The organism is Pseudomonas paraversuta, assembly GCF_904063065.1.
GTDB classification, from domain to species: Bacteria; Pseudomonadota; Gammaproteobacteria; order Pseudomonadales; family Pseudomonadaceae; genus Aquipseudomonas; species Aquipseudomonas paraversuta.
In genome coordinates this window covers 107,270-124,669 of record NZ_CAJFCL010000005.1, presented here as the reverse complement: position 1 = coordinate 124,669, position 17,400 = coordinate 107,270, and the positions used below count along the sequence as shown (strand labels likewise).

Below are 17,400 nucleotides of genomic sequence, written 5' to 3'. Positions count from 1 at the left end.
TTATGCCAGAGCCTCCCATGAAAACTCTACGGTCGCACTGCGACCATCGGCGGACCATTGCGCTGCAGGGCACAGTTGGCGTACCAAACTCACCCCACGCCCCGACAGACGGTTCAGGTCCAGCGGTCTGGACAGCACTGTTGCAACATCAAAACCCTCACCACTGTCGTCTACCTGCAGCAATAAGCGCCCGCCCCGTGGCACAGGTTCGACCTGCACCCGCACCCGCACAAACCCGCTTCGCAGCGCTGCCAGACGTTCATTACGCAACTGGTAATAGCGGGCAAACCCCCGGGCATCTCGCTTGAGCCGTGAATCAAGACCCAGAACGCCGTGCTCCAGAGCATTGCTGTAAAGCTCGGACAGTACCGCATGAATCACTGCACCCCGGGCCCGCAAGCCGTGAACCTCCATCAGCAGTTGCAACAGATAGGGCAGCGGATTGAACCGTTGCAGCGTGGCCCCGCGGAATTCAAAGCTGGCCGACCAGTCCAGCGGGCTGCACTGGTCACTGTCGGAATAAGGCATGACCGGCACATCCAGAGGCTGCGGCAACTGTGACGTGATCTGCACCATGCTCACATCATCACGGGAATGGCCCTGGAAATCGTGCAGGGCCTGTTCGACCTCGGCAATCAGCATGTGCGGCTGGCGATTGGCATCCAGTACCTGCTGCAAGCGCTCAACTCCGAACAGCTGCTCATCCGGGCCGCTGGTGTCGATCACACCATCGGTCAGTAAAAACAGTTGGTCACCGGGCAGCATTGGCCATACACGGGTGGAGTGATCGAAGGCTTCGGCACGCAATATGCCCAACGGCAGGTGCTGCGAGGTCAATGCCCTGCGCTGCCCCGTGGCCCGGGCTTGCAGATAGCCATCGGGCATGCCGCCGTTCCAGACTTCGACACTGCGCCGCTGGGCACTGACGCACAGCACCGTGGCGCAGCAAAACATGTCGACGGGCAGGATGCCCTGGAGCTTGGCGTTCATTTCCCGGAGCATTTCGGCCAGCCCGTAGCCTTTGGCCGTCATGCTGTAAAACACTTCTGCCAAAGGCATGGCACCAATCGCAGCCGGCAGGCCGTGCCCGGTAAAGTCGGCCAAAAGAAGATGGGTATCTCCGGTCGGGGTGTAGGCCGCCAGCAATAAATCACCATTGAACAAGGCATAGGGCGATTGCAGGTAACTGATATTCGGCGCACTCAGACAGCCCGCGTGTGCCACCCGGTCAAACACGGCCTTGGCCACCCGCTGCTCGTTGAGCAAGTAATCGTTATGCCGAGCGATCTGGTCACGCTGTTGCAGCACGGTTTCCTGCAGACGCCGCATCCGGTCCATCACGGTGATTTTCGCCGCCAGCAGCATGGGGTTGTAAGGCTTGCTCAGCACGTCGTCGCCGCCGACCTCGAGACTGCGGGCCAGGGCATCGGCCTGATTCAGGGACGTGAGAAAAATGATCGGTACCAGCACCTCGCCCGCCAATGCTTTGATCTGGCGCGCGGCCTCGAATCCGTCCATCACTGGCATCACAGCATCCATCAACACCAGCTGTGGACGCTCCCGGGCAAACAGCGCTACGGCTTCAGCACCATTGGCTGCCAGCAGCACGTTATGCCCCTGAAGCTGCACAATGCTCGACAACAGCAGGCGATCAGCGCTGCTGTCCTCGGCAATCAACACGGTCAGGGAGGTGTTCACGTGATATCGAACAGTTTGTCGAAGTTGGAAATATTGAAAATCTTGAGCACATCCGGGTTGCTGTTGATCACCCTGATTTCTGCGTTGTCGCCGCCGGCATGGTCGCGCAGCAACAACAGCATGCCCAGCGCCGAACTGTCGACGTAGGTCGCTTCCTTCAGATCCACCACGCATTCGGTATCAGAGTCGAGCTTTTCGTAAGCCTCACGAAATTGCTGATGCTTGGCAAAGTCGAACCGGCCTTTGATCGCGATCGTCAGCTTGCGGCCATCTGCGGAGATTTCAGACGTCACTGCCATGGGGGAGCTCCCGTGTCGGGTTTCGGGTTGACCCGCAAACTATAGACGCTCTGAAACCCAGGGAGTGACGCCGCACAAACTCTGTAGGAGCGAGCCTGCTCGCGAGCAAGCCCGCTCCTACAGGAGAGGGGGGATTTCAGTAAGGATTGTTACGCGGTAAACGCTGGGACAGCTCGTCCATCAGTTTTTGCTCGCGCTTGTCTTCCAGCTGGCGGGCTTCTTCGGCGTAACGCTGGACCAGTTTGCGCAGCCCTTCCACCCGGGCATAGGCCTGTTGCCAGGTTTCGCGGGCCTTGTTGAGGTTGTTCTCATGCCAGACCAGGCTTTGGCGCTGCTGCCCGACGGCGGTTTCAAGCTGGTTGAGGAAGTATTGATAGTTGCGCAACCATTGCCCGGTGACGCCCTGGCTGCCGCGCTCAATCCATTGCGACTGGTATTCCCCGCGGAAGTTTTCCAGGTCGCCGAGTTTGCTGTTGGCCAGATTGACCTGGCCCTGGAAATGCCCCAGCCGCTGCGCTGCGGCCTTCTCGGTTTTTTCGGCCATGTCCACCACCGGCGCCAGACGCGCTGCCCTTCCATCACTGGCCATGGTCGATTAACCGCCCGCGGCCGGAGCGAAGATTGTCCCCAGATGACCAGCACTTTCACCCAGGCTGATATTGTCGTTCAGCCCCTGGCGCAGGTACGCCACCATCGCTGGCTGCAAGGCAATCGCGGTATCGGTTTCGCGATCGCCGCCGGGCACGTATGCCCCCACGCTGATCAAGTCCCGGGCCTGCTGGAAGCGCGACCACAACTGCTTGAACTGCTGGGCACGACGCATGTGTTCCGGGGTAACCACTGACGGCATCACCCGGCTGATGGACGCTTCAATGTCGATCGCCGGGTAATGACCCTCTTCGGCCAGACGCCGGGACAGCACAATGTGCCCGTCAAGCACGCCCCGCGCCGAGTCAGCGATGGGGTCCTGCTGGTCATCGCCTTCGGACAGCACGGTGTAAAACGCAGTGATCGAGCCGCCCCCGGCTTCGGCGTTACCGGCCCGCTCCACCAGCTTGGGCAATTTGGCAAAAACCGAAGGCGGATAGCCCTTGGTGGCCGGAGGCTCGCCAATGGCCAGGGCAATTTCACGCTGGGCCTGGGCAAATCGGGTGAGCGAGTCCATCAACAGCAACACGTTCTTGCCCTTGTCACGAAAGTATTCGGCAATACGCGTGCAGTACATGGCCGCGCGCAGACGCATCAGCGGCGCATCGTCAGCCGGGGATGCCACCACCACTGAACGCTTGAGGCCCTCCTCGCCGAGGATGTGCTCGATGAATTCCTTCACCTCGCGACCCCGTTCGCCGATCAGCCCGACCACGATGATGTCGGCCTCGGTAAAGCGGGTCATCATGCCCAGCAGCACACTCTTGCCCACGCCGGTACCGGCAAACAGGCCCAGACGCTGTCCACGGCCGACCGTCAATAAACCGTTGATGCTGCGAATGCCCACGTCCAGCGGCACGCTGATGGGATCACGCTTGAGCGGGTTGATGGCCGGGCCATCCATCGGCACCCAGTCTTCGGCCTTCATCCCGCCCTTGCCGTCCAGCGGCCGCCCCGCACCATCGAGTACACGACCGAGCATGCTCATGCCCATTGGCAAGCGACCGTTATCGGCCAGGGGCACCACCCGGGCACCCGGGGCGATTCCGGCGACACTGCCAACGGGCATCAAAAAAATCTTGCTGCCCGAAAACCCCATCACCTCGGCTTCGACTTGCACCGGGTGAAAACTGTCATCGTTGATCACCAGACAGCGACTGCCCATGGCCGCGCGCAGGCCTTCGGCTTCCAGGGTCAGGCCGACCATGCGCAACAGGCGGCCTTCGACTACCGGCTGCGCGGGCAATGCGACCACCGGGGCATAGGCGCCCAGGCGCCTGGCGAAGCTGGTGCGCTTAAGGTGCATCGGGCTGGTCCAGATCGACGTCGATGTCCGGCGGCGCCGGGTGCAATGCCTGCTCGTGAAGCTGATCGAACAGCTGACTCATTGCCTGTTTGATCCGGGTTTCGATACTGGCATCGATACGGCTGTGTTCGGTTTCGATACGGCAGCCGCCCGCTTGCAGGCTGTCGTCTTCGACGATTTTCCAGCGTTCGTCGTGACGCTCGCGCAAGGCCTTGATCTGATCGAAGTCTTGGGGATTGATAAACAGGCGAATGTTATCGGCACCCATGGGCAACAGCTTCAGGCCCTCGCGCAATACCTGTTCGATCTGCCTGGAATCGGTTTTAAGTTCGCGCTGGATCACTTGGCGGGTCATGTGCTCGACCAGACCGACCATGGCTTTTTCCAGCTGCTGGTCCTGCTCGGTCAGCGGCGCCATCAGGCTGCTCATCAAGCGTTCAAGGCTGGCCACCCTGGCCGCCAGAGCGACCTCGGCTTCCTGGCGCACCTTGAGCTGAGTGCTGTGAAAGCCTTCCTTTTCGCCCGTGGCAAAGCCTTCGTTGTAGGCTTCCTGGCGGATGCTTTCGAGCTCCTCAAGGGTCAGCGGCTGGACTTCATCCAGCGGCACCTCCTGCATCTCGACCGGCGGCTCCTCGACCACCTCGGGCTCAACCTCGAGCGGCTCGCGCCACGGGTCAAAGCTGGGCAGGCCCCATACGTCGAAGGCCCCCACATCCTTGGCGCGAATCACATCTCCGGGCGACTCACCATTGCTCACTTAGATCATCTCTTCGCCGCCCTTCCCGCCGAGAACGATTTCTCCGGCTTCGGCCATTCGGCGGGCGATGGTGAGGATTTCTTTCTGTGCGGTTTCGACATCGCTGACCCGTACCGGGCCTTTGGCTTCCAGGTCGTCGCGCAGCAATTCGGCGGCACGCTTGGACATGTTCTTGAAGATTTTTTCCTGCACGTTCTCGTCGGAGCCCTTGAGGGCCAGTACCAGCACGTCCGAGGACACTTCGCGCAGCAGCGCCTGAATGCCGCGGTCGTCGACATCCGCCAGGTTGTTGAAGACAAACATGAGGTCTTCGATCTGCCCTGACAGGTCTTCGTCGATGTCGCGAATCGAATCCATCAGTTGAGATTCCATCGAGCTGTCGAGGAAGTTCATGATGTCGGCAGCCCGCTTGATGCCGCCCAAAGAGGTGCGCGCAGCGTTGGAGTTGCCGGAGAACTGCTTTTCGAGGATCTGGTTCAGCTCTTTAAGTGCCGCCGGCTGCACGGTGTTGAGCGAGGAAACACGCAGGATGATGTCCAGCCGCGCCTTTTGATCAAAGTGGCCGAGCACTTCGCCCGCCTGATCGGGGTCAAGATAGGCCACCACAATGGCCTGAATCTGCGGGTGTTCGAAACGGATCACGTCCGCCACGGCACGGGGTTCCATCCACTTCAGGCTGTCGAGGCCGCTGGTGTTGCCACCCAGCAGGATGCGATCGATCAGGCCGTTGGCTTTGTCTTCGCCCAGGGCCGAGGTGAGCATTTTGCGAATGTAACTGTCGGAGCCGACCCCCAGGCTGGTCTGGTCACCGACGATCTCGACGAACTCGCTCATCACCTGTTCAACCTGCTCGCGGTGCACGTTGCGCATTTGCGCCATCGCCACACCCACCCGCTGGACTTCTTTGGGCCCCATATGGCGCAGTACCTGGGCCGCATCAGACTCGCCGAGGGACAGCAGCAAAATGGCTGCCTTGTCGACCCGGGTCAGCTTGGCGTTGGCAGCAGCTCGGTTATCACTCATCAGCGTTGATCCACTCTTTTACCACCTGAGCCACACGGCCCGGGTCTTCAGCCACCAGACTCTTGATGGCGTTCAACTGCGCGTCATAGCCTTCGCTCGGGCTCGGCAGCATGATGCTCTGCGGGCCCCCAAGGCTGACGCGATCGTTGGCCAGTTCGCCATCCAGGCTGCCCATCTCGGCATCACTGCCAATACCCGCCACCTGCTTGTTGCGGCCATGGCCGGTGATGTTGTTCAGCACCGGACGCAACACCCCGAACACCAGCACCAGAATGAACAGCACACCCAGCACTTGCTTGAGCACATCCCAGAACCAGGGCTGGGAATAGAACGGAATATCGGCAACCACTTCCGCGCGTTCGGTGGAGAACGGCACGTTGATCACGCTGACACTGTCGCCACGACTGGCATCAAAACCCACCGCGTCCTGCACCAGCCGGGTAAAACGTGCCAGTTGATCGCTGGTCCATGGCACCTGGGTAACTTCACCGTTGGCCGGGTTGATGTTGACCTTGTCGTCGATCACCACCGCCACGGACAGGCGATTGACCCGACCCTGCTGCTGCTTGGTGTGGCTGATGGAGCGGTCCAGTTCAAAGTTGCGGGTCGATTGCGAGCGCTTGTCTGCCGGGTACGGGGCCAGCATCGGCTGGCCGGTCGCCGGGTCCATGATTTGTTGACCATTGGCATCCAGCAGCGGTTGGCCAGGCTGAATCATGCCCGCGCCTGCTGCACCGCCCTGGGCGGTTTGTTGCGGCGCCGACGCCGGGCTCGGGGGCTGATTGCTCAGTGCCCCGGGAACGCCCTGGGGGCCATTGCTGGCGGTGCGCTGCTCGCTGGTGGATTGCTCGCTGCGCAGGGCCGGCTGATCCGGGTTGAACTGCTCGGAGGTGGACTCGACTGCGCTGAAATCAACATCGGCAGACACTTCCGCCTTGTAGCGGTCATTGCCCAGCACCGGCTGCAGGATGTTGTGCACCCGCTGGGTCAGCATGCTTTCCATGCGTCGGCTGTAGTCGAACTGCTTGCCGGCCATGGTCAGCTCGGAGTTTTGCGCCTGATCGGACAACAGGTTGCCTTTCTGGTCGACAACCGTGATCTGCGACTTGTTCAGCTCCGGAACGCTGGTGGCCACCAGATTGATGATCGCCTGCACCTGGCCCGGCTCCAGCGAACGGCCGCCGTACAGCTCGACCAGCACCGAGGCGCTGGGCTTGCGCTCATCGCGCACGAACACCGAGCTCTTGGGGATCGCCAGGTGCACCCGGGCGCCCTTGACGTTGTTGAGGCTGGAAATGGTGCGCGCCAGTTCGCCTTCCAGGCCACGGCGATAGCGGGTGGCTTCCATGAACTGGCTAGTACCCAGGCCCTGGTCTTTATCCAGGATTTCAAAGCCGATATTGCTGTCGGTAGGCGTGACGCCGGCGGCGGCGAGTTTTAGCCGGGCACGGGAGACGTCATCGGCCTTGACCAGCAAGGCGCCAGAGTTGGGCTCAACGGTGTAGGCAATGTCGGCGGCGGCCAGGGTTTCCATGACCTGCTTGGCATCCATACCGGCCAGGCTGCCGTACAGCGGCCGGTAATCGGGTTGTTGCGACCACAGCACCACGGCAAAGCCAATCGCCACGCTCGCAGCCAGACCGACCATAAGGCCGACCTGACGCAACATGGTCATTTCGGCCAGGTTGTCCAGAAAAGACAACCCGAACAGCGGCGCTTTGCCGCCGGCCGGGCCTGGATTGGCCGGAACGTTATCCGGGAGTGCATCAGCCATGACTTAATATCGTCCTTAAACCGGCATCTGCATGATGTCTTGGTACGCCTGAACCAGCTTGTTACGCACTTGGGTCAATGCCTGAAAGGAGACGCTGGCTTTTTGCGACGCAATCATCACGTCAGTCAGATCAACGCCGGTTTTGCCGATTTCGAACGCGTTCGACAACTGACTCGACGCCTGCTGCGTCTCACTGACCTTGTTGATCGCATTGCCGAGCATGTCGGAGAAGCTGCTGGCACCCGCTTCGGGAACGGCCTGCACAGCCGATTTCGGTTGGGCCATGGCGTCCATTTGCATGGCCCGCATGTCCAACATCAATCGATTAAATTCAATACCTTGGCTCATGGACGACTGCCTCCGACGACCCGCAATTTTTTGACACTTTCACAACGCATCCTGGGGTGTAGCAACAAGGGTGCCAGCTCTTTGTCGTTTTCGAAGAATTAACGTTACCAATCGTCGCAGGCAGAAACCCCCGTTGTCGCTGAAGAGGTACCAGGCTGCGACAGGATGCGCAGCGGCCGCGAAGCCAGCACAACGCCATCGCAGCCTCGTCAGCGACTACAGCCACGGCCCCGGTTACGTCGCGGCAAACAGGCAGGCCTCGACATCCATCCCGGCATCGCGCATTTGCGCCAGCTTGTAGCGCAATGTGCGCGGGCTGATGCCCAGGCGCTCGGCGGCCTCTTTGCGACGGCCGCGCTCGGCGCGCAAGGTCTCGATGATCATCTCGAACTCGCGGCGACGCAGATCATCACCCAGCGCTCCCGACGACTCGGCCGTATCAAGCGGCAAGGATTCGACCAAAACCGGCAATGGCGCGCACGCCACCGGACCTGCCAGGCAGAAGTCCGGCGCTTCAATCAAACCGCCCTGCTGCAGGATCAGCGCCCGCTGAATCGCGTTGTCCAGCTCCCGTACATTGCCCGGCCACGCATAGGTGGTCAGACAGACTCTGGCCTGGGGCGAAAAGCGCACCGCGGTGTGCTTCATTTTGCTGATGTACTTGGCCAACAAGCGCTCGGCCAACGGCAGGATGTCCGCGGTGCGCTCGCGTAACGGGCGCCAGGCCAGAGGAAAGACCGAAAGCCGGTAGTACAGGTCCTCGCGAAAACGCCCCGCTGCCACCTCCCCCGCCAGATCACGGTTGGTGGTGGCGACTACGCGGATATCCAGCGCAATCGGCTTGCGCCCACCGACCCGCTCGACTTCGCGCTCTTGCAGCACCCGCAACAATTTGGCCTGCAACCCCAGGGGCATTTCGCTGATTTCGTCGAGCAGCAAGGTGCCGCCGTCCGCCTGTTCGAACTTGCCCGCCTGCGCCGCAATGGCCCCGGTGAACGAGCCTTTTTCATGGCCGAACAAGGTGGCTTCGAGCATGTTGTCGGGGATTGCCGCGCAGTTGATTGCCACAAACGGCTGACTGCTGCGGTGCGAATGCTGGTGGATGTAGCGCGCGAGCACTTCTTTGCCGGTGCCCGACTCGCCCGAGATAAGCACCGTGGAGTCGCTGCGGGCCACTCGCGCCGCCAGATCGAGCAATTGCAGGCTGGCCGGCTCAACCGCCACCGGTCCCTGGCTGTCTGCCGCCCCAAGGCTACCCAGCGCATGCCGGGCGACCAGATCCAGCAGCGCCCGGGGCTCAAACGGCTTCACCAGATAGTCCGCCGCACCCTGGCGCATGGCATCCACGGCGCGCTCGACGGCGCCATGGGCGGTCATCAGCAACACCGGCAATTGCGGCTGGCTGACACGCAACCGGCCAAGCAATTGGTGCCCGTCCATACCAGGCATATTGACGTCGCTGATCACCAGGCTGAATGACTCGCCAGCAACTGCCTCCAGCGCTTCTTCGGCCGATGCCACCGCGCGAAAACCGTGCCCGGCCAGCAACAGGGTGTCCGCCAGGGCTTCACGCAGAGCGCGATCGTCTTCGACCAGTAAAACCTTGATTGCCATCGCCATCAGTTTTCCTGCGCCTCGCCTGGAATCAGCGGCAAGCTGAGCAAGGCACAAGTGCCGCGCCCCGGCCGCGAGTGTAAAAGCAGCTGACCCTGATGGGCCCGGGCCACTGCATTGACCACCGCCAGGCCCAGCCCGGTACCGGTGGCCCTGGTGGTGAAAAACGGCTCGCCCAGACGCTCCAGCACCTTGGGCTCGATGCCGCTGCCGCTGTCACTGACGCACAGGCGCAAGGTGTTGTCACGGGCGTACAGATGAACCTTGAGCCGCACCTGAGGTGTACCGGCTTGCAGGGCATTTTCGATCAGGTTGAGCAATGCACCGACCAGGGTGTCACGGTTACACAACACAAGACCGCCATAAGCGTCGCACTGCCAGCGCATCGACACGCCCTGAACATGGGTCTGGGCTGCGGCTTGCAGGGCCTGCATCAAGGCCTTGGGGGCAACTTTATCGGTCAGCGGCAGCTCGCCACGGGCAAACACCAGCATGTCGCGCACCTGGTGCTCCAGCTCATGCAGACGTTCCTTGAGACGCCCGGCAAAGCGCTGCTGGGTTTCGACGGGAAGCACCTGTTCAGTCAGATGGCTGGCGTAGATCAGTGCCGCCGACAGCGGCGTGCGGATCTGATGGGCGAGCGAAGCGACCATGCGCCCCAACGAAGACAAACGCTCATGGCGGGCGAGTTGATCTTGCAGGCGCCGGGTTTCTGTCAGGTCGTTGAGCAATACCAGTTGCCCGGGCTCTGCATCCAGCGATCGGGTGGCAATCGACAGGCGCCGCCCGTCTTTGAGCGATACCTCGTGCCCGTCATCTTCACGGGGGGCAAAGCAGCGGGCGATCACGTGGCGCCACAGCTCGCCCTCCAGGGGCAAGCCAAGCAGCTCGCTGGCCGCAGGATTGGCCTCGCGCACAAGGCCGCGGTCATCAATCACGATGACCCCGCCCGGTAATAGATCGAGGAGGTTTTGCAGGCGGTTGGCCAGCCGTTCTTTCTCTGCAAGTTCCGCCATGCGTTGGGCGCTGACAAATGCCAGTTCGCCTTTAAGCTCGGTGACCCGGGCTTCGAGCAGACTGTAGGAATCGGTCAACTGGGTCGACATTTGATTGAACAGCGAGAACGCGTGCTCCAGCTGCGCCGGAGTAGACGGCGTAGCCCCCAGCGACATGGCTTGCCCTGCGAGATCAGGGCCAGAGGACTGTTGGGCTATGTGCGGCATGGGGCGTTCTCGCTTGGCTGACCGTCATAAAACGGTTCGTTGACCCAAGCGGTGCAATACCCGTGCCTAAAGAAGCGGCTTGAAACTGTACCGGCGCAAGCCCGCGGGTGATGGCGGCTTCCGGGCATCCTGGAGCAACAGGCTCGCGAGCTGGCTCGCTGCTACAGAGTCAAAAGCAGTAGCAGGCGTCAATCCTCCGCCGGCTCTTCCCCGTCGCGACGGCTCATGCCGTATTTGCGCATTTTCTCGACCAGGGTGGTACGGCGAATGCGCAGGCGCTCGGCGGCACGGGCGACAATGCCATTGGCGTCATCCAGCGCTTGCTGGATCAAGCCTTGCTCCAGACCACCGAGGTAGTCCTTGAGGTCCAGGCCTTCAGGGGGCAGCATCGCCGTGGCGCTGAAGTCCTGGGTGCTGTTGTTGATCGCCACCCGCTCTTCCATGTCGCTGAACAGGGTGTCGACCAGGTTCTCGTCTTCGTCGTCCACGTAGCGAAATTTCTTCGGCAGTTCGGCGACGCCAATCACCCCGTACGGATGCATGATCGCCATGCGCTCAACCATATTGGCCAGCTCGCGGACATTGCCCGGCCATGCATGACGGCAGAGCGACATGATGGCGCCGGAGTTGAAGCGGATGGAGCCGCGTTTTTCGTGCTCCATGCGCGAAATCAGCTCGTTCATCAGCAACGGGATATCTTCGACCCGCTCGCGCAGGGGCGCCATTTCGATCGGGAAGACGTTGAGGCGGTAGTACAGGTCTTCGCGAAAAGCGCCGACTTCAATCATGCTTTCGAGGTTTTTATGGGTGGCGGCGATGATCCGCACATCAGCGCTTTGGGTCTTGTTGCTGCCCACACGCTCAAAGGTTCTTTCCTGCAGGACGCGTAGCAGTTTGACCTGCATCGGCAACGGCATATCGCCGATTTCATCGAGGAACAGCGTGCCGCCATTGGCCAGTTCAAAACGCCCGGCGCGGCTGGTGATTGCGCCGGTGAAGGCGCCCTTCTCATGGCCGAACAACTCGCTTTCAAGCAACTCTGCGGGAATCGCCCCGCAGTTAACCGGCACAAATGGCGCGTCGCGGCGTTTGGAGTGGTAATGCAGATTGCGCGCGACCACTTCCTTGCCGGTTCCGGACTCGCCGAGGATCAACACGCTGGCGTCGGTATCGGCCACTTGCTGCATCATTTGCCGCACATGCTGAATCGCCCGGCTGGTGCCCACCAGGCTGCGGAACAAGTTGGGTTCGCGATGACGGCCGCGCTCGCGGGCCTGGTCATACATCTCGCGATAGACCTGGGCACGGTGCAGGGAATCGAGGAGTTTGCTGTAGCTGGGGGGCATTTCGAGGCTGGATAAAACGCGGCGGCGCTGGTCTTCCGGCAGGTCGACCGCAGAAATTTCACCTAAAAGCATGATCGGCAGGAACTCATCCCACCCGGCCAGTGTCTTAAGCAAGCTGGAAACACCGCCAGCGATGCTGACAGTACCTACCAGCACGCAGAGCACTTCGCGACTGGACGACAAACAGCTGACAGCCTGCTCCCACTCAAGGCTGGAGCTGGCCAAATTTTCTTCACCCAGAAAATTCAGAATCACCGCTAAATCGCGGCGGCGGACGCTATCGTCATCGATCAGCAGAATTTTGGTTTCACGCCACATGCAATAGCAACTTCCCTAGTCAACTCAATGCCCCGAAACGCAGGGCATATTTAGTCGCCCCAACCTGTTGGATATCTAAGACGACTGAAAAAGAATACAGCACTAGTTAAGTCAAAAGACATACATAGTCAAATTTATGGCGCGCATGTGTCAATTAACCACATATTCCTTATGCCTTAACGGAACAGATGGTAAACCTTTGATGCGCTTTTTGCTTGATTGATCTGTGACATTTGCTCGACCAGCAGTTGGCGCTCGTCGGTGGCCGCCTCCAGCAGCATGCGATAGACCACCAGCAACCCTTCCAGATTCTCGCGCAACACCGCCTCATCCACAGGCGCCTCATCCAGCACACTCTCGACACACACCCGGCAGGCTGAATCCAGCTGGCCGATGGCATCCCAGTTGCGTTCAGCCAGGGCATCGATCAGTGCTTCACGGGTTTCTTGAATTCGTTGCAGTTGGCTCATGACGCACTCCTCGGGCCTTCAATTTTATTGTGGTGCAATCTCGTCCCAACCACTTTTGACCGTGATCAGCAAGCGGGCCACTTCGTCGATGATTTCGGGATCGTTCTGCGCATTGGCCTGGGTCAAACGGATGGTCATGTACTCGTACAGGCTGTCCTGGCGCTGGAAGGCGACCTTGTCTTCAGCCTTTGATTCATCCATGCCCTGGCGCAAGCCAGTGATGATGTCGATAGCCTTGGTGATCAACACCACCTTCTGCGGGATATCACCACGGCTCATCGCGCCCTTGGCCTGGGCCATGCGATCCAGACCGCCTTCCATCAGCATTTGAATCAGGCGGTGGGGGCTGGCCTCAGAGATCTGGGCGTGGGAATTGACCTTCTGATACTGACGAAGGGCGCGCATCGGGTTCATGTTGCTACCTCATTACGGTGACAGGCAAAAATGGCCAGGACTTGATCTTTATGTCGACTGTCACGGCTAAAACTTTAGTGATCCGGCTGCGGGAAATCAGCTGGATTTAGGGTTATTCAGCGAGTTCAGAGTGGTCATGATGCTGGAGCTGCTGGCGTTGATTTTCGCGATCAGGGTGTCCATGGCGGTGTACTTGGAGGTCAGGGAAGTTTTCAGGGCTTCCATTCGACGATCCAGATCCGCTTGCTGGGTTGTCAGGTCTGTCAGTTTGGTATTGAGGTCTGTGGCGCGGCTGGCCAACAGGCCCGTAGTGCCGACGTAGCTGCTGGTAGCCTTAGTCATACGGGCCACTAATCCGGTATCGCCGGCGAACACCTTGGCAATCTCGTTAGCACCGTCCTTGGTCGCGACGGCAGCGTTCCACTTGGTGTCATCGAGGTTCAACAGTCCGGTTTTCTCGTCGGTACTGATGCCCATCTGGGACAGGTTACCCACGCTCGATCCGCTGGTGTTTTGCAGCAGTTCGTTGCGAATGCCGCTGACCAATTGACGCATCGATGCATCGCCAGTCAGGGCGCCCGAGGTAGTGGTCGCAGCATCACCTGTCGCCGTTACCTTGGTTTGCGTATTGATACTGGTCATGAGCGCGTTGTAGGCGCTGACAAACGATTGAACCGAAGCTTTCAGCGTGGTGGTGTTGGACGCCACAGTAATGGTGGAGTCCTTGGTGTCCAGTAACTCAAGGCTTACGCCACTGATGGCCGAAGTCACTTTATTGCTCGATGACTCCATGGCAACGCCATCGATGCTGTACTCGGCATTGAGCGGCGGCTTGCCGGCGTCAAAGCCGGTGGACAACTCGGAGTCACCACTGATGGTGATATCGGTGCCCTTGCCGGTGGTTTGCGAACTGATCACCAGACGCGAGCCGTTGGCGTCGCTCAGTACGTTGGCACTGATGCCCTTGGATTGCAGCTGGGAGTTGATTGCGTCACGGGTCTGCTGGATGGTCGCACCCGGCGGAATCGACACGTTGTAGTCGTTATCGGACTGCGAAATGGTCAGGGTAGTGTCCTTGGTACCGGCGTTAACCACCGCCGAGGTCCCGCCCTCAAACACCTTGCTGGTAATTTTTGAAGCCGTGGCCAATTGCGTGACTTTCAGCGCGTATGTACCGCTGGACGCATTGTCATCAATGGTGACCTTGGAAATTTTTTCGTCGGATGAGGTCGCGGCCAGGCCGTTAAAGCTCGAAACCGTGTTGAGCTTGCCAATGGCCGTGCGGTAAGTTTCGAGCGCGACTTTAATCGTGCCCACAGCCGACAGCTGAGTGGTGGTGCTGGTTTGCAGCTTGGTGATCTGACTCTGTTTGGGTGCTTTTTCTGCATCAACCAGGGCTTTAACAATGCCGACCGTATCAAAACCGGATCCGACACCCGTAATGGTTGAACTGGCCATCTGTACTCTCCTTATTCGGTGGCTGCCGCTTGTTAGCTACCGCTGGCTGGCTATCGCTTTATTGACGCACAACGCCAAGAAGGCAGACAGCATCACAATTCATGCCACCTTCAAGCCTCAGCCTGAAAAAGCAGGCTGTTGGGATCAGCCAGATTTTGCGCCAGTTTGAGGGCCACCTCTGAAGGCAGCTGGCGAATGACCTCTCCACTTTCGCTGGCGATGACTTTGACCACCATTACCCCAGTGGTGTCATCAATCGAAAAATCCAGCTTGCGCTGAGTGGACTGCGCGAATTCCTGGATGTCACTAACCGCTTTTTCCAGCTGCGCACGCTCAGGCAGCTTGCTTGATACGGGGGCTGTTACAGCGTCGGTCCGGAACCCGGCAACCGAAGCTGGCATGGGGCTGGATGGGATAGTTGCGGTCGGGTAAAGAGTATTCAGCTTGATGCTCATGTCCATGTCATCACCTCACAACTGAAAAAACGGAAGGGCACGTAAACGCGCCCTTCCGTTGTCAACCGAGCGCTGAAGTTACTGAAGCAGTTTCATGACAGCGGATGGCAGCTGGTTCGCCTGGGACAGGATCGCGGTGGATGCCTGTTGCAGGGTTTGTTGCTTGGTCAGCTCAGCGGCTTCGGAAGCGAAGTCGGTGTCCTGAACGCGACCCAGCGCAGCCGAGGAGTTCTCGGAGATGCTTTGCAGGTTGGACACGGTGCTGGTGAAACGGTTTTGTACTGCACCCAGCGCCGAACGCTGTGTATCGATCTGCGAGATCGCATCGGCCAGAGCCTGGACAGTACGCTGGGAATCAGCGGCAGTCAGGATGCTCAGGTCGGATACCGTGGTTTCTACAGTGGTGGCTTTGGTGGTATCAGTGGCGCCCGTTTTCGGGTTCAGACCCAGGGCATCCAGACCTGTACCGGCACTGCCATCCTTGATAGTGATGTCTTTGTTGGAGAACAACTTCAAAGTGCCATCAGCGTTTTTGCTGGCGGTAACACCGGTGCTGGCGCTGTTGATCGACGAAACGATGGTGTCAGCGCTATCACCTTTCTTGAATTTGACTTCAACGCCATTGAGCTCGATCGAGGTATCAGCGTTCAGTTTGGCCTGGGAAGTACCGGCAGCCAGACCCAACTGCGCCAGCGAGCCACCTGCAGTGTTGGCCAGTTTAATATCCTTGCCGTCTGTGGAAGTAAGCTCCACACGACCTTCAGCATTCAGGGAAGCTGATTTGATACCGTCAACGGCCTTCATCTTGTCCAGAACCTGAGTAACGGTATCAGTCTTGGACCACGAAACAGACGCGCCATTGATGGAGATTTCACCCGCAGTACCCATGGCCGAACCTTCAGCTTTCGGGGTGGTGGTGGTTGCGGCGGTGGTGTTGGCAGAAGTAGCGGTCAGACCGGATTTCGCAGCATCAGCACCACCAACAACGATGGCATCGGTCGAAGTCAGCGACATCTGGCCAGTGATGTTATCAAATTTGGCCGTCACGTTTGCGCCCGCTGCGTTGATAACGCCCTCAAGTGCAGCACCGTCCATGGCATCTGTCACTGCAAGCTTTTTACCGTTGATGGTAATTTCATCTGTAGCCAGCAGGGTTGAAGCCCCGCCGGTTTTCAGAGCAGGAACAGCAGAACCAGTAGTTGCAGCACTAGCTGTTACGTTAGTAGTGGTAGCAGTAAGGCCTGCATTACCAGCATCTGCACCACCGACTGTAATATTGGACGCTGAGGAGAGCGTCATTTCACCGGTCGTGTCATTGAAAGTTGCTGTAACAGTCTTATCTGCGGCAGTAATCGCGGCCGCCAGTGCGGTACCTTTCATGTTGTCCGTGACTGCGACTTTATTACCGTTAATTGTAATTACATCTGCTGCAGACATAGTCGATGCACCACCACCCGACGTTAGTGTCATCTCTGGCGTACCAGTCACCGTAGCTGCATTGACGGTACGTGTAGTGGTAGTAGTGGTAGCAGTTGCCAGCGCGGAACCGGTAGCAGTGGCCGAAAGGTTCTGCATCGCTGCACCACCTACGGTCGCTTCGCTATAAGTACCTTTCAAACCAGTGGCGCTGATATCAGACATGCCGAAGGAGATGGTCTGGTTAGCGTCAGCACCGATCTGGAAAGCCTGGTTGGTGAAAGAACCATCCAGCAGGTTACGACCACCAAAAGTGGTGGTCTGGGCGATACGGGTCAGTTCACCGGTTTTCGCCGTGAATTCTTGTTGCAGGGATGCACGGTCAGCGTCGCTTTTATCACCGTTCGCGGACTGCAGGGCCAGTTCACGCAGACGTTGCAGAATGTTGGTCGATTCTTGCATCGCGCCTTCAGCTGTCTGGGCAATCGACGTGCCGTTGTTGGCGTTGGCGATAGCGACAGTCATGCCTTTGACCTGGGAGGTCAGACGGTTGGCGATCTGCATGCCGGCTGCGTCGTCTTTGGCGCTGTTGATTTTCAGGCCGGAAGACAGACGGGTCATCGAGGTGCTAAGCGCATCGCCGGCTTTGTTCAGGTTCTTCTGAACGGTCTGGGACGTGACGTTAGTGTTTACTGATAAAGCCATGACGAAATCCTCATTGGATGAATACTGCGGCTTCCGGCCCTGGCAACCGCCGGGTGTGGCCTAGAGAACCTTCGTAATAGTTATCGTCGTGAATGCAGGTTGCTTGAGGGGTTTTTTAATTTTTTTTA

The 17,400-nt window shown here is 59.3% G+C and carries 16 protein-coding genes; all 16 read right to left on the bottom strand.

The genetic code is table 11. The features are described from left to right. A complete protein-coding gene (locus JQ845_RS11875) occupies positions 1-1,698 on the bottom strand; it encodes an ATP-binding SpoIIE family protein phosphatase (protein WP_010656436.1) in 1,698 nt (565 codons plus the stop codon). Beyond that, the gene (locus JQ845_RS11870) at positions 1,695-1,997 is read right to left on the bottom strand and encodes an STAS domain-containing protein (RefSeq protein ID WP_003441855.1); all 303 of its coding nucleotides are present in this window, start codon (positions 1,995-1,997) and stop codon (positions 1,695-1,697) included. Before JQ845_RS11870 ends, JQ845_RS11875 begins: the two co-directional genes overlap by 4 nt. 136 nt (positions 1,998-2,133) lie before the next feature. After that, positions 2,134-2,586, bottom strand: a complete 453-nt coding sequence (gene fliJ, locus JQ845_RS11865; protein ID WP_003441852.1) for a flagellar export protein FliJ — start codon at positions 2,584-2,586, stop codon at positions 2,134-2,136. A 6-nt stretch (positions 2,587-2,592) separates the two neighbouring features. Further along, positions 2,593-3,951, bottom strand: a complete 1,359-nt coding sequence (fliI, locus tag JQ845_RS11860; protein ID WP_003441848.1) for a flagellar protein export ATPase FliI — start codon at positions 3,949-3,951, stop codon at positions 2,593-2,595. Then, entirely contained in the window at positions 3,941-4,708 is a 768-nt protein-coding gene (fliH, locus tag JQ845_RS11855) for a flagellar assembly protein FliH (protein ID WP_203009024.1), read from the bottom strand. The genes fliI and fliH overlap by 11 nt, the downstream gene beginning before the upstream one ends. Further along, the gene (fliG, locus tag JQ845_RS11850; protein WP_003441844.1) at positions 4,709-5,731 is read right to left on the bottom strand and encodes a flagellar motor switch protein FliG; all 1,023 of its coding nucleotides are present in this window, start codon (positions 5,729-5,731) and stop codon (positions 4,709-4,711) included. Further along, positions 5,724-7,505 (bottom strand): flagellar basal-body MS-ring/collar protein FliF, encoded by a 1,782-nt coding sequence (gene fliF / locus JQ845_RS11845; RefSeq protein WP_003441841.1) that lies wholly within the window; start codon positions 7,503-7,505, stop codon positions 5,724-5,726. The genes fliG and fliF overlap by 8 nt, the downstream gene beginning before the upstream one ends. Positions 7,506-7,520: 15 nt before the next feature. Further along, positions 7,521-7,853 carry a flagellar hook-basal body complex protein FliE gene (gene fliE, locus JQ845_RS11840; protein ID WP_003441837.1) on the bottom strand — a complete coding sequence of 111 codons (333 nt, stop codon included), beginning with the start codon at positions 7,851-7,853 and terminating at the stop codon, positions 7,521-7,523. 234 nt (positions 7,854-8,087) lie between these two features. After that, a complete protein-coding gene (locus JQ845_RS11835) occupies positions 8,088-9,467 on the bottom strand; it encodes a sigma-54-dependent transcriptional regulator (RefSeq protein WP_203009130.1) in 1,380 nt (459 codons plus the stop codon). 5 nt (positions 9,468-9,472) lie between these two features. After that, positions 9,473-10,639 (bottom strand): sensor histidine kinase, encoded by a 1,167-nt coding sequence (locus JQ845_RS11830; protein ID WP_003441830.1) that lies wholly within the window; start codon positions 10,637-10,639, stop codon positions 9,473-9,475. 239 nt (positions 10,640-10,878) lie between these two features. Beyond that, positions 10,879-12,354, bottom strand: coding sequence for a sigma-54 dependent transcriptional regulator (locus tag JQ845_RS11825; RefSeq protein ID WP_003441828.1), 1,476 nt, complete (start codon positions 12,352-12,354; stop codon positions 10,879-10,881). A gap of 176 nt (positions 12,355-12,530) precedes the next feature. Continuing rightward, positions 12,531-12,824, bottom strand: a complete 294-nt coding sequence (locus JQ845_RS11820) for a hypothetical protein (protein WP_003441825.1) — start codon at positions 12,822-12,824, stop codon at positions 12,531-12,533. Positions 12,825-12,848: 24 nt separating this feature from the next. Continuing rightward, positions 12,849-13,238, bottom strand: a complete 390-nt coding sequence (fliS, locus tag JQ845_RS11815) for a flagellar export chaperone FliS (RefSeq protein WP_010656441.1) — start codon at positions 13,236-13,238, stop codon at positions 12,849-12,851. A gap of 96 nt (positions 13,239-13,334) precedes the next feature. Further along, entirely contained in the window at positions 13,335-14,696 is a 1,362-nt protein-coding gene (fliD, locus tag JQ845_RS11810; protein WP_203009023.1) for a flagellar filament capping protein FliD, read from the bottom strand. Positions 14,697-14,806: 110 nt separating this feature from the next. Further along, positions 14,807-15,157, bottom strand: a complete 351-nt coding sequence (locus JQ845_RS11805) for a flagellar protein FlaG (RefSeq protein WP_203009022.1) — start codon at positions 15,155-15,157, stop codon at positions 14,807-14,809. 72 nt (positions 15,158-15,229) lie between these two features. Further along, positions 15,230-17,272, bottom strand: a complete 2,043-nt coding sequence (locus tag JQ845_RS11800) for a flagellin N-terminal helical domain-containing protein (protein WP_203009021.1) — start codon at positions 17,270-17,272, stop codon at positions 15,230-15,232. Between the last annotated feature and the right edge of the window lie 128 nt (positions 17,273-17,400).

What these genes read in the sequence shown, in the direction of transcription:
- JQ845_RS11820 (WP_003441825.1), bottom strand. Translation starts at nt 12,824, where the DNA reads ATGAGCCAACTGCAACGAATTCAAGAAACCCGTGAAGCACTGATCGAT.
- JQ845_RS11800 (WP_203009021.1), bottom strand. Translation starts at nt 17,272, where the DNA reads ATGGCTTTATCAGTAAACACTAACGTCACGTCCCAGACCGTTCAGAAG.
- JQ845_RS11835 (WP_203009130.1), bottom strand. Translation starts at nt 9,467, where the DNA reads ATGGCAATCAAGGTTTTACTGGTCGAAGACGATCGCGCTCTGCGTGAA.
- JQ845_RS11825 (WP_003441828.1), bottom strand. Translation starts at nt 12,354, where the DNA reads ATGTGGCGTGAAACCAAAATTCTGCTGATCGATGACGATAGCGTCCGC.
- fliI (WP_003441848.1), bottom strand. Translation starts at nt 3,951, where the DNA reads ATGCACCTTAAGCGCACCAGCTTCGCCAGGCGCCTGGGCGCCTATGCC.
- fliF (WP_003441841.1), bottom strand. Translation starts at nt 7,505, where the DNA reads ATGGCTGATGCACTCCCGGATAACGTTCCGGCCAATCCAGGCCCGGCC.
- fliS (WP_010656441.1), bottom strand. Translation starts at nt 13,238, where the DNA reads ATGAACCCGATGCGCGCCCTTCGTCAGTATCAGAAGGTCAATTCCCAC.
- JQ845_RS11870 (WP_003441855.1), bottom strand. Translation starts at nt 1,997, where the DNA reads ATGGCAGTGACGTCTGAAATCTCCGCAGATGGCCGCAAGCTGACGATC.
- fliJ (WP_003441852.1), bottom strand. Translation starts at nt 2,586, where the DNA reads ATGGCCAGTGATGGAAGGGCAGCGCGTCTGGCGCCGGTGGTGGACATG.
- fliG (WP_003441844.1), bottom strand. Translation starts at nt 5,731, where the DNA reads ATGAGTGATAACCGAGCTGCTGCCAACGCCAAGCTGACCCGGGTCGAC.
- fliE (WP_003441837.1), bottom strand. Translation starts at nt 7,853, where the DNA reads ATGAGCCAAGGTATTGAATTTAATCGATTGATGTTGGACATGCGGGCC.
- JQ845_RS11805 (WP_203009022.1), bottom strand. Translation starts at nt 15,157, where the DNA reads ATGGACATGAGCATCAAGCTGAATACTCTTTACCCGACCGCAACTATC.
- JQ845_RS11830 (WP_003441830.1), bottom strand. Translation starts at nt 10,639, where the DNA reads ATGTCGCTGGGGGCTACGCCGTCTACTCCGGCGCAGCTGGAGCACGCG.
- fliD (WP_203009023.1), bottom strand. Translation starts at nt 14,696, where the DNA reads ATGGCCAGTTCAACCATTACGGGTGTCGGATCCGGTTTTGATACGGTC.